Annotated in this window: 16 protein-coding genes; 12 read left to right on the forward strand and 4 right to left on the reverse strand. The window is 66.8% G+C overall.

Annotated features, from left to right (window positions below; translation table 11 throughout):
* Positions 1-140 precede the first annotated feature (140 nt).
* Positions 141-1,292: a DUF4185 domain-containing protein gene (locus ACFV3I_RS00200; protein ID WP_378822129.1), complete on the reverse strand. Its 1,152-nt coding sequence runs from the start codon at positions 1,290-1,292 to the stop codon at positions 141-143.
* 355 nt (positions 1,293-1,647) lie between these two features.
* Here ACFV3I_RS00200 and ACFV3I_RS00205 point away from each other — a divergent pair, with 355 nt between their 5' ends.
* From ACFV3I_RS00205 to ACFV3I_RS00260, 12 genes are all read left to right on the forward strand, one after another.
* Positions 1,648-1,860: a hypothetical protein gene (locus tag ACFV3I_RS00205; protein ID WP_206252395.1), complete on the forward strand. Its 213-nt coding sequence runs from the start codon at positions 1,648-1,650 to the stop codon at positions 1,858-1,860.
* On the forward strand, positions 1,860-2,102 hold the full coding sequence (locus ACFV3I_RS00210; protein WP_206252394.1) for a hypothetical protein: 243 nt from the start codon (positions 1,860-1,862) through the stop codon (positions 2,100-2,102). Before ACFV3I_RS00205 ends, ACFV3I_RS00210 begins: the two co-directional genes overlap by 1 nt.
* A gap of 258 nt (positions 2,103-2,360) precedes the next feature.
* Positions 2,361-2,924 carry a DUF2247 family protein gene (locus ACFV3I_RS00215; protein WP_378822130.1) on the forward strand — a complete coding sequence of 188 codons (564 nt, stop codon included), beginning with the start codon at positions 2,361-2,363 and terminating at the stop codon, positions 2,922-2,924.
* Positions 2,925-2,979: 55 nt separating this feature from the next.
* Positions 2,980-3,252, forward strand: coding sequence for a hypothetical protein (locus ACFV3I_RS00220; RefSeq protein WP_247637914.1), 273 nt, complete (start codon positions 2,980-2,982; stop codon positions 3,250-3,252).
* An 11-nt stretch (positions 3,253-3,263) separates the two neighbouring features.
* On the forward strand, positions 3,264-4,022 hold the full coding sequence (locus ACFV3I_RS00225) for a hypothetical protein (RefSeq protein WP_378822131.1): 759 nt from the start codon (positions 3,264-3,266) through the stop codon (positions 4,020-4,022).
* Between the two features lie 127 nt (positions 4,023-4,149).
* Positions 4,150-4,515: a hypothetical protein gene (locus ACFV3I_RS00230; protein ID WP_378822132.1), complete on the forward strand. Its 366-nt coding sequence runs from the start codon at positions 4,150-4,152 to the stop codon at positions 4,513-4,515.
* A gap of 122 nt (positions 4,516-4,637) precedes the next feature.
* Positions 4,638-5,039 (forward strand): hypothetical protein, encoded by a 402-nt coding sequence (locus tag ACFV3I_RS00235; RefSeq protein ID WP_378822133.1) that lies wholly within the window; start codon positions 4,638-4,640, stop codon positions 5,037-5,039.
* Positions 5,024-5,539 (forward strand): hypothetical protein, encoded by a 516-nt coding sequence (locus tag ACFV3I_RS00240; RefSeq protein WP_378822134.1) that lies wholly within the window; start codon positions 5,024-5,026, stop codon positions 5,537-5,539. Before ACFV3I_RS00235 ends, ACFV3I_RS00240 begins: the two co-directional genes overlap by 16 nt.
* A gap of 34 nt (positions 5,540-5,573) precedes the next feature.
* A complete protein-coding gene (locus ACFV3I_RS00245; protein WP_378822135.1) occupies positions 5,574-5,753 on the forward strand; it encodes a hypothetical protein in 180 nt (59 codons plus the stop codon).
* A 195-nt stretch (positions 5,754-5,948) separates the two neighbouring features.
* Positions 5,949-6,080, forward strand: coding sequence for a hypothetical protein (locus tag ACFV3I_RS00250; protein ID WP_378822136.1), 132 nt, complete (start codon positions 5,949-5,951; stop codon positions 6,078-6,080).
* A gap of 173 nt (positions 6,081-6,253) precedes the next feature.
* Positions 6,254-6,970 (forward strand): hypothetical protein, encoded by a 717-nt coding sequence (locus tag ACFV3I_RS00255; RefSeq protein ID WP_378822137.1) that lies wholly within the window; start codon positions 6,254-6,256, stop codon positions 6,968-6,970.
* Between the two features lie 311 nt (positions 6,971-7,281).
* Positions 7,282-7,512 (forward strand): hypothetical protein, encoded by a 231-nt coding sequence (locus tag ACFV3I_RS00260; RefSeq protein WP_247637919.1) that lies wholly within the window; start codon positions 7,282-7,284, stop codon positions 7,510-7,512.
* Positions 7,513-7,572: 60 nt separating this feature from the next.
* Here ACFV3I_RS00260 and ACFV3I_RS00265 read toward each other — a convergent pair whose 3' ends face one another.
* Genes ACFV3I_RS00265 through ACFV3I_RS00275 form a run of 3 tightly spaced genes read right to left on the reverse strand, consistent with a single transcriptional unit; the run spans position 7,573 to position 10,841 of the window.
* Positions 7,573-8,937 carry an extracellular solute-binding protein gene (locus ACFV3I_RS00265; RefSeq protein ID WP_378822138.1) on the reverse strand — a complete coding sequence of 455 codons (1,365 nt, stop codon included), beginning with the start codon at positions 8,935-8,937 and terminating at the stop codon, positions 7,573-7,575.
* Positions 8,938-8,967: 30 nt separating this feature from the next.
* Positions 8,968-9,921 (reverse strand): carbohydrate ABC transporter permease, encoded by a 954-nt coding sequence (locus ACFV3I_RS00270; protein ID WP_136028698.1) that lies wholly within the window; start codon positions 9,919-9,921, stop codon positions 8,968-8,970.
* Entirely contained in the window at positions 9,921-10,841 is a 921-nt protein-coding gene (locus ACFV3I_RS00275) for a carbohydrate ABC transporter permease (RefSeq protein ID WP_136028699.1), read from the reverse strand. Before ACFV3I_RS00275 ends, ACFV3I_RS00270 begins: the two co-directional genes overlap by 1 nt.
* Between the last annotated feature and the right edge of the window lie 234 nt (positions 10,842-11,075).

Consider the following 11,075-nt stretch of genomic DNA (forward strand, 5'->3'; position numbering starts at 1 on the left):
CGTCACTCGTCTTCGAGTCATGCTGTGTCCCGGCTGCCGCCGGGTGGGGGTGCCGACCAGCTCGCGTCGATCCACTCTGATCGGGTATGCGCCAGGTTAGGCGAAATCGATTTCATGCGCAATAGTCGGCGACTGGCTGCTCATCCGTCGGCGCGGTCGAGGTCGGCGGCGAACCAGAACACGTTGTACGGATCCCAGAGCGAGAGCGTGAAGTAGATGCGCCGACCGTCGTCCGAGACGTACCGCGGGTCGAGGTAGGGGCCGTAGAGCCCCGGGTAGTCGTCGCCGGGCACGAGCTCGATCGGGTCGCCCCAGGGGCCCCACGGGGTGATGCCCTCGCGGATGTAGGCGTTGCCGGCGTCGGAGTAGGTCATGATCCAGCGCTCCAGGTACGTCGACCACATCGCCGACAGCTCACCGATCGTGCCCTCGACCACGACCTGCGCGTCGTCCAGGTCGTCCGACCACGCCGGTTCGTCGCCGTCGAGGCCCGCGAAGTAGGAGTAGGAGCCCTGGTCCTCCACAGCCTCCTCGGTGGCCGGCACCCGCATCAGCCGCACCTCCCCGAACCGCCCGGAGGGGATCGCCCACAGGTAGATCCAGTCCTCGCCGTCGGCGGCGACGGGGGCTGTCGCGAACTGCACGAAGCCGGAGTCCCCTGGCCACTCGATGCCCTCGACGGGAGCCCAGGTCTGCCCGTCATCCCGCGAGACGACGAGGGCGGAGCGGTTGGCATCCCACGCGCCGGGGTCGCCCCAGTAGCTCACCGACATGTAGGAGACGTAGATCGTGTCGCCGATCGCGAAGCCCGCGGTGGGGATCTTGGTGACCTCGCCGGAGCCGTCGTTGGGGCCGTGGTCACCCTCGATCAGCGGGGCCGCGAGCCCGATCCCGTCGGCCACCCAGCCGTCGAAGAAGATGCCGTCGGCCGGGTCGTCGTCGGTCGTCCAGGCGGCCACGTTGGAGCGCCACTGCCCGCCCTGACCGCCGGTCGTGCCCGGCGCGCGCTCGCCGAACGTGTCGCCGAAGAAGAACCAGGTGCGGTCGCCCACGGTGGTCATCGAGCCCAGATCGGTGCCCGCGACGCCGACCGCCTCGGTGTCGTTGATGCCCGCCGGTCCCGTCAGCTGCGCGACCTCAGTGAGCCCGGAGATCCCGGTCAGCACGAACGGCTTGTCGGGGTCGGGGTCGAGTTCCACCGGTGCCCCTCCCCCGGCGCACGCGGTGACCGTGACGGCCAGGGCGGCAGCGGCGAACAGGGTGGTCGAGCGACGTGCACCGGTGCGGGACATGCGGCTCCTCCGCGAGCGACAGGGGGCGTGGAGGCCGACGATACCGAAATCGATTTCAGTGCACCAGGCCCTCTGCGTGGAGGTCGGCCGCGTCACGCACGGTCAGCGGCGTCGCGGCTCCACCAGCCGCCGCGGGGGCATGACATAATCTCCCCGTCCAGGTTCGCCGATCCTGGATCCGCGCTTGACCTCAGTCCGAACCCGGCCGCCGACGACGACGTGGCGGCGTCCTCACCCGAAGGGCTACGCATTCGATGACCAGACACGGGCAGGCGGTCGCGCCCTTCTCCGCGCACGTGGCACCGCACTCACGTCCCGTCACACCGGCCGCGTTCGTGAGCTCATGGGATGCCTGATGGCCGGGTCGTTCCCGAACGCGCGAAAGGAGCTCGAGCCCTTCCTGCACGCACGCCTGCGCCCCGGCGAGACGCTGGATGAGCGAGTGTTGGTGTACCAAGACGGCGCAGCCATGCCGATGGACGACACCGCCATGACCGGCATCAGCCGTAGAAGCTCTCTCTCGATGCCGGAGTACGTCGGCTTCTTCATCGATAGCAAGGGGGCCTGATGTCTGCGGATAACTACTTCTCGCTCGGATTGGGGGTCGTCCTCCTTGTTTTCGGCCCGCTCGTGGTGCGCCACCGTCAAAGGCTCTTCGATATCACCGCGGACGCCAATCGCGCCCTCGGTGGCGCCCCGGGCCGCGAGGTCGCCAAACGTGGCAGCGCCGCGTGGGTGGGCGCGTGCGGCATCGCGATGATCGCATTCGGGGTCATCGCACTCCTCGCGGGCGTGTTCGTGCGGGTGTGAGGGAATGCACACGTTCGCGGTGGCGTGTATCGCCAGTGGCATCGCCATCCTCCTGGCGGGATCCACCATGCTCCTGGCACGAAAGCGCCTGCTGAGGTTCGTACGCGCACGCTACGCCGTTGTTCTGAGCGAGGACCAGCTCTCCCCGCGGGAGGTCTCCCGGAGAATGCCCCGAATGCGCGCCATCATCGTCATCGCGACCGGGTTCCTGCTCTTCGGTGGCGCCCTGTTGACCCTGGGGTTGTTTCGAGTGCTGGCATGACCGCAGAGATTGATTGGAGTGCCATGAGCGAGGACCTCCTCAGCATCGATCTGGATGGCGATGACATCTCACGCCGGTCGCGGATGACGCTGCCCGAGTTGGATCTCGGCTTGCGGAAGGGGTGGGTCCGCCCTTCCGAGGGGATACGGCTCGTGGATCAGGCGATTCGCGAGGATCAGCGTATGCGACCCGAGGTTTTCGAGTTGACAGCGGCCGACGAGTGGAACTTCGCGGAGAAGGTGAGCCGACTCGTCCCCACGCCCACGGAGGAAAGCGACCGAAGTGCCCTGGGTATCTGGACCTACCTTTTCATGGCGTGGCTCTCCGACAATCGAGACAGATTCGCCGACGTGCTCGGCATCGTCGAACTTCTGGCCGCAGATCTGGAGTTTCCGCCCGAGATCTCCGGAATGGTGAGGTGGATGCCGCCACCGGAAGGAGAGGAAGTGGGGATCGATGCTCTGATGCGCCACTGGGAACGGTATGTGGCGTCACGCCGCGAGGTGTATTCCGCACCGGAGCGGATGTTGGATGCTCCCCGTCGGACCTTTCCCGCATGAGCGGATTTATGCCACAGTGTCGGAAGAAACGCCACCATCGACAGGAGCGGTGAGAATGCCCGACATCGGTGTCGATACCGTCGTTCCGAATCTGCTGGTCGGAGTGCTGGTGATCGTGTTGGGCATTGTGGTGATTCGTCACCGCGCCCGTCTCAACGGGTTCATGTTCTCCGCGCAGAAGTCAATGCTCGGCGAGCGGTATGCGCGGGCGTCGGCAGGTCGGCAGACGCCGTGGATGATGGGCACGGTCGGGGTCGGCATCATCTGTATCGGACTGGCGATGACGGCAGCCGGAGTTGCCGGCGCGATCCAGAACATCGTCCTGTGACACGTCGACGGATGTACGGGGCACAGGGATTCGGCGAGCGCGGCTTCCTGTCTTTCCTTCGCGACAACGCGCGCCCTTCCGGTGACGTCGATCGTGAGCTTCTCCGGGCACCGATTCCGGACCTCAGTATCGATCACCTTCCCGAACGGATCGACCCCAACGCGGATGGTCTCTTTCACCTGGCAGCGATCGTCTGGGATGTCGATGAACGTCTGGCGCTGTCGATGTTCCGTGAGGCCGCGAGCGCCGGGTCGTGGGATGCCCTCGCTGCTCTCGGCGAGGGCGAGAACTGGCTGGGTGATCACGACCAGGCGGTGGTGCACCTTCGAGCCGCACTCGATCTTCGCCCGGACGGTCACGCACGGCTGGAGGGTCTACTCGGGGAGAGCCTGGTCCTCACTACGGAACCCGGCGATCCACGAGAGATCGAGCGCCTCCTCACGGCGGGCCTCCAGGAGTCTCCGGAGTTCGCGCTTCCGTTGGCGCGGCTCCTGCTGAGTGAGGGGCTGGTCGGGGAGGGGCGGGCATGGACGGAGTGGGCCGGCGAGGCCGAGGTATACGGAGCGGCGCTCCTCCTCGGCAACCTCCTGAGCGAAACGCCGGACAGCACCGACGCGGCCGAAGCGGCGTACTGGCGCGGGATCGCCACCGGTGACGCGCACAGCGGCCCACAATCTCGCGGTGCTGTTGCAGCAGCGGGGCAACGAGGAACGCTCCAGAGAACTCCATCGACTCGCCCGTTCGATGGGCGACCGTCGCCCTTGGACTGACGGGCGGGCCGTCATGATGATCGCGTCGTTCTCGTCCGCGCCCGCGTAGGCGGCTGATGCACAGAGCGCATCGACCGGAGCACGGATCGGGGCACTTCTGTGGGGAGCAACGGCGACCGGACTGTTCGTGCTGCTGGGGCACGAGAGCAGCATGTGGTGGATCGGGCTTCCCGTCTACGCATTCGTCGCCGCCGCGCTCGTGCGTTCCGCCTGGCTCGGCGTCTGGGTCTCGCCTGGAGCGGTGAAGGTGGTCTCCTGGTTCCGTACGCAGCGCTTCAGGGCCGGCGAGGTGTCGGCTGTGGAGCTGGTCCCCTACTTCGGCATGGGCGGTGCCTCCGTCGGATGGCTGCCTGTCGTCGGGTCCGTCCGGATGATCGAGGTCGAGTTGACGAGCGGTCGGCGCGTCTGGCTGCCCTCAACCATCGGCAGGCGGAACGGCGTCCTCCGGCTCGCGAGGACGATGCGCGCGGCGCTGGGCCTCAGCATCCATTGACCTCAGCGGTGAGCCGGCAGACGAACACCCTGGCGCGGGAAGGAATGCGTGCTTCTCCCTCCCGGAAGCCCGCAGGCCGTTGCCACTGGTTGACCGACCTCACGGTCGGGAATGATGGGGTCGTGGAGATAATCACCCTCGACGACGTCGACGACCCCGTCCTCGACCTGCGTACGGCGCGCATCAGCGCTGGGGTCTTCGAGGTGACGGGCTGGGTGGATCTTCAGGGCGGACGGCTTCTCTACGAAGCGAGGAAGACTGGCGGCCGCAAATTCCCCTCGTTTCGGGGGGCGAGCTGGGAGCGATTTCCCTTCACCGTGACGATCACCGGCGCTACCGACTTCCACGTCCACGATCCGGAGGGACTCGGCACGATCGTGCTGGACCGCGTGACGCAGCGTCCGGGCTCCGTCATCCTGCGCGGTGTGATTCCGGGCGAGATTCACATCGCGAGGACAGAATCCTCGGCGCCGGTGCTCACCATCGATCGAATGATCAGGCCGGACGAATGTCCACGCTCCTGACGGTCGCCTTCCTGACAATGGGTGCGCTTCTGGTGGCCTCCGCTACCGTCGTCGCAGTTCATCGCGAACGCGTGGGGCGGAATGTGAAAGCCGCGGGGATGGCGGGGCGGCTCGCGCTGCCTGCATCCACGGTCGGTCTGGGCGTGAGCCTGATCCAGTTCCTCGTGGCGATCGGCTGCTTCCTTCTCGCCGTCTCTCTGCCTCGACGGCTGGGCGATGGCCGAGGAGAGGCATCACTCGTGCATCTCGTGGAGATAGGGCCGCCGTGGGGTGAGGTATTGACCGCCGGCGTGGTCGCCGTCGGTCTCGCCACCTGCATCACTGGCGCACTCCTGTTGAGCCGGTGCTGGTCGCACCGCGCGACGTGGCACACCGATCGCGGCCTGTCAGGGCTTCCGCATCTCGACCGCCGCCTGCTCTACGGCGGGAGTGGCCTTCTCCTGGTCGGCGTGGTGGTCTTCGTGGGCGGCGTGCTCTTTCTCTTCTCGACCATCGCATGACCGACTGCCTCGCCGTCGTGAAAGGAAGGGAACCATGCTGACCCTCGACTACCGGATACATCGGGACGCGAGCGCAGACGACGTGGCGTGGGATCGGATCGACGACGTGTCGCTGGGCTACTGGCGTTTCCTCGGTGACATCGTGCTCATGACGGACGCAGACCACAGCATGCGCTGGGCTGGTTGCCGATACTCGGCTTCGCGCTCCAGATGACGAACGCGGCCCACGTGATCCAGCGCGGTGAACCGCACACGCTGGAGATCCTCGGATCGGAGCGGTGCCTCCACTTCGCCCCGCGAGGCACTCGGATCGAGATCGTCGCCGACGACAGCGAACGGCCGGCCTTCGTCTCGGCACAGGAACTGGTCGAGGCATCGGATCAGATGCTCTCTCGACTACGCGCGGAAAGTGGAGGGACGGCACCCGGGCCTCCTCACCAACCGCCGCTACCGCGACCTGCTCTCGTTCGACCCGGAGTATCCGACGCGAGCGACAGAGGCGAACCACCGCGCCGCCGGCGGACAGGACTCCTCGTCGTGATGCCGCTCGATCCTGTCGCGCGAGTGCGGCCGGGCTGGCTCGGTGAGCGAGAGTACGAGGCGCCCACGGGCCGGGCGGGGCGGGCAGGTCGACTCGCGGTCGCCAGCGTGTTCACGCTGGCTCTCCCCGCTCTCGCTCTGGTCGGGCCGATGCCGCTGCACGCACCCCTTCCCGTGACCGTGCTGCTGCTCGGGAGCATGGTGCTGACCGTGTGGCTGTGGGTGCGACTGCCTTTCACCGGGGTGATTCCGACGGAGCGGTCCGTCGTTGTTCGGTCCTGGTTCTCACGACGAGAGTACGACCGGGCGAGCATTCTTCGGTTTCGTCACGTCGAGTACAGCGGACTGTTCTTCTACCTGGCGTGGCCGAGCGACACCGGGTGGTTGGCGAGCGGCATGGTCGAGGTAGAGCTTCGTAACGGAACCCGAATACCGTTGCGCGCGACCGTCTGCGGGATCGCTGATGCCCGGCGAATCGCGGAGGCCCTCAATCGATGGGTGGGAGCGGGTGTCGGCGACGGCCGCGGCCCCCGCCGCCGCCGGGATTATGGCGCGCGTGGAGAGTCACCCTCGACGAGGTCTCAGTCCTGGCCCTGGGCAGGGACGATGACGTCGACCGGTGGAGCGAGAACGCGGCAGATGGATGGTGACACGGTGGCGGAAAAGCACTCCATCGGCTCGTGGGTGATCGCGTTCTTCCGAGAGGGAGTTCAGACCGGGCTCTTCTTCTGGTACATCGTCGGGTCCCTTCTCGCCGTGTTCGTCGTTCCGGGGGATCGTGCCTCCGCGTTGATCGCTGTCTTCGTCGTCGGGCTGCTGATGGCTATCGTCGTTGTCAGCCGTCTCCGTCGACGGTTGAGGACGAAGAACGAGGATGCGGGAGATCGGTAAGAATCCATGCGCACGCTCGGGTGGTTCCTCTTCCTCACGATTCGCGGGGTTCTGCTGTGGATCCTCGTCCCCTTCGCAGCCCTCTCGTGGCTGTGCGTCCACTCGTGGCTTCAGAGAGCCACACTTTGGCAATCGATCTGCTGGTACGAGACGAACGTCAATCTCGTCATCGCTCGAGGACTCCTTCGCCCCTTCCTTGGTTCCGACGTCCGCAGCGGGAGATTCGCTCCCCTTTCGCAGATGGCCACGCTTCCTCCGCACAAGATCCATTTGCTACTCACGGCAACATAGGTGAAAGGACTCACCGTCGAATGATCCTCGGCGTTGTTATCGGGCTCGTGATCGTGACGGTCGGAGCCGCCCTCCTTCTGGCCAGGCACGCATTCTTGCGGTTCGCCCTGCGGTGGTTCCGACGGTTCTACGGTCAGCCCGTGGCCGACACGTTCGAGCATCGCGGAGAGAAGGGGATCATCGTTGGCGGCGCCGGATTCATCGTGTTCGGGATCGTGCAGATCGTCGTCACCGTTGTCGGGCACTCCTAGCGATCACCGACACAACCGTGGGTGGGGGCGAAGCCGCCCCCACCCACGCCCCTCCGGGGTTCAGCCCGCCGTGGCGTTCTCGTAGGCGCGCATCGCGGCGTCCTGCGCATCCTTCAACGCGTCCTCGGGAGACTTGTCGCCGAGCAGCGCCGCGGTGATGGCGTTGTTCAGCTCGTTCTGGATCTCCTGCCCCGCGGGCGACGAGCCGAACGACTTCCCGTAGTCGACCACGTCGTAGAACGTGGAGATCACCTGGTCGAAGCCCGCGTTGCCGCTCTCGGTCACGAACTTCTCGCGGATGGCCTGGTCGGCCGAGGGCGAGCCGGTGAACAGCCCGGTATTGATGCCGCCCTCCTCCCCGATGGTCTTCGCCCGCGCGTCGCCCGCCGCCATCCACGCGTCGTCCGAGGTGAGGTTCACCATCCACGCGCACGCTGCCGCGGGGTTCTTCGCCCCGACGGGGATCACGAACGCCGTGCCGGACGCGACCGAGAACGGCTCCCCGTCGCTGTTGAGGAACGGCACCGCCTCCAACTGGATCTGGTCGGCGTAGGGGCTGAGCACGTTGGGGTACCACTGGGCGTTCACCTGCGAGCCGACCTGCTGCGCCACGAACTGGTTCTGGTCGCCGAACGCGTCGAACGAGTCGGTGAAGCTCTTCACCGCCGCGAAGCCGCCCTGCGCGTCGGTGATCTGCTTGAGCATCTCGATGCCCGCGACGTTGCTCGGGTCGTCCAGGGTGGGGGCGCCGTCGGCGTCGTTGAGCTGACCGCCCATGCCGAGGATCCACAGCCCCGCCTGGCCGGTGGCGACCGGGTCGAAGCCGAGCCGCGACGGCACGCCGCCCGACTCCTGGTACATCTTCGCGATCGCTCCGAGCAGCACGTCGGGCTGCGAGGTGTCGATCTCCTCCGCGGTCACCCCGGCCTCGTCGAGCACGGCCTTGTTCAGCAGGATCGCCGGCGGCTGGTAGAACTGCGGCACCGCCCACACCGCATCCTCGTAGGTCACGTCGTCGACCACGAACGGGTACCAGTGGTCGCGCGGCGTCACGTCCTGCGCGGCGAAGCACTCGTCGAGCGGCATGATGAGGTCTTGCGCGGCGTAGGTCGTGACGTAACGGCGGTCCATCTGCACCACGTCGGGCACGTCACCGCTCGCGATGCGGGTGGTGAACTTCTGCGCGTCGAAGGCCGTCGCGTCGAGGTCGACCTTCACGTCGCTCAACTGCTCGGCCGCATAGTCCATGCGCGAGGTGCCGACGTCGTCGGCGTTCTCGAACCCCCACGCCTTCAGCGTGCCGCTCGGCTCCGCACCGAAGTCGGCGTCGGCGGCCTGGTCTCCCCCTCCTCCCCCGCCGCAGCCGGCGAGGACGAGGACGGATGCGGCGGTGACCGCGGTGATTCCCCACATGCGTGTGCGCATGACTGCTCCTTTTCGATCGGTGGTGCGTTGTCAGCCCTTGCGCCCCTGGGTGGCGACGCCCTCGATGAAGGAGCGCTGCCCGAAGGCGAAGAGGATGAGCATGGGCAGCGTCACCAGCAGCGACGCGACCATGACGTACTGGTAGTCGCCGTGGCCTCCCGCTGTGGGGCTGTACTTGGTCATGGCGTAGGCGATGCCGAGCGGGGCGGTGAACTGGTCGACCGACCCGGCGTTGAGGTAGATGAGCGCGGCCTGCAGGTTGTTCCAGCTGGCCTGGAACTCGAACAGGAACACGATCACGAACGACGGGATCGACAGCGGCATCGCGATCCGCCAGAACAGGCCCCACGCACTCGCCCCGTCGAGCCGCGCCGCCTCGAACAGCTCCCGCGGCAGCCCGAGGAAGAACTGCCGTTGCAGGAAGATGTAGAACGCCGACCCGAACAGGTTCATGCCCCACAGCGGCACCCACGTGCCCAGCAGCCCGGTCTCCTTCCAGATCAGGTAGATCGGGATCATGGTCACCGCGCCGGGCAACATCATGGTCGCGAGCACAAGGCCGAACAGCAGGCCGCGGCCGGGGAAGCGGAAGTACGCGAAGCCGAACGCCACGATCGAGCTGGAGATCGCCACGGTCCCCGCGGCCAGCAGGGCGATGGCGATGCTGTTGCCCATCCAGCTCAGCAGCGGCAGCTGGTTCCACACCTCGACGTAGTTCTCCGGCACGAACGTCTTCGGGATGAGGGCGTTGTCGAACACCTCGCCGCGCGGCTTGAGGCTCGCCGCGATCAGCCACACGAACGGGTAGAGAAACAGCAGCCCGAACAGCACGAGGATCACGTTCAGCACGATCCGGCCGGCGAGGCTCTTCGGCTGGTGGAGCCGGCGGCGCCAGCGCCCGCGCGTGGGGACCGTGGTGGTGAACGTTCCGGGGCTCTTCTCCCGCTCGACCTCGACGGGTTCCGGGCGCAGTGTCTGCGACATCAGCGGTCTCCCTCGTAGTAGACGAAGCGGTTGCCGACCTTCACCTGGATCAGGGTGATCAGCATGATGATCACGAACAGCAGCCACGCCATCGCCGCCGCGAATCCGAAGTTGAACTGCCGGAACGCCTGCTGGAACAGGTAGATGGCGTAGAACAGCGACGCCTCCGGCGAGGAGTTGCTCTGGTCGCGCCAGAACAGCAGGTACGCCTGGTCGAAGATCTGGAACGCGGCGATCGACAGCACGATCACGTTGAAGAACATCGCCCCGGAGATCATCGGCAGGGTGATCGAGAAGAACTTGCGGACGGGCCCCGCGCCGTCGAGCGACGCCACCTCATACAGCTCGACGGGCACGTTCTTCAGCGCCGCGAGGAAGATCACCATCGTCCCCGCGACCGTCCACAGCGTCATCATCACGATGCTCGGCTTCACCCACGCCGGGTCGACGAGCCACTGCGGCCCCTCGATGCCGAACAGCCGGAGGAACTGGTTCACCGCGCCGGAGTTGCCGTTGAGCAGCAGGAAGAACACCGCCGCCGTCGCGACCGCCGGGGTCATCTTCGGCAGGTAGTACAGCACCCGGAAGAACCCGGCGCCCCGGCCGACCCGGTTGAGCAGCATCGCCAGCACCAGCGCGAACACGATCTCCAGCGGCACGGCCATCACCACGTAGAAGAGGGTGTTCGCGAGCGAGACCCCCACCCGCGGGTCGTCGAACAGGTTGGCGTAGTTGTCGATGCCGATCGGGCGGGCGGTGTTCGTGGCCAGGTTGTAGCTGCTGAACGAGATGTAGAGGCTGTAGATCATCGCGCCGGCCGTGAACACCAGGAACCCGATGATCCAGGGCGAGATGAACAGGTACCCCGCGAGGGCCTCGCGGCGGTTGTAGCGATCGCGCGTGCGTGGCGTCCGTGCCATCCACCCGCTCCTTCCCTGCGATGATCCGGCGTGCGGGGGCACGCCGGAGAGACCGTGGTGCCCGGCTGCCGGGCACGCGCGATGCCGGATCGGGGCCGCCCGTGCTGCGCGACGGGGGGAGGTGCAGTCGGCGGTCCGAGCCTTGAATCGGACAGTAGGACCGGAGAAGCGTTTCGCCACGGGGCTTGCGCAGAACCGTTTCCTGTGGTTCACCTGGACGCGCCTTCGACGGCC

Origin of the sequence: Microbacterium sp. NPDC059771, assembly GCF_042732495.1 — a bacterium.
GTDB classification, from domain to species: Bacteria; Actinomycetota; Actinomycetes; order Actinomycetales; family Microbacteriaceae; genus Microbacterium; species Microbacterium sufflavum.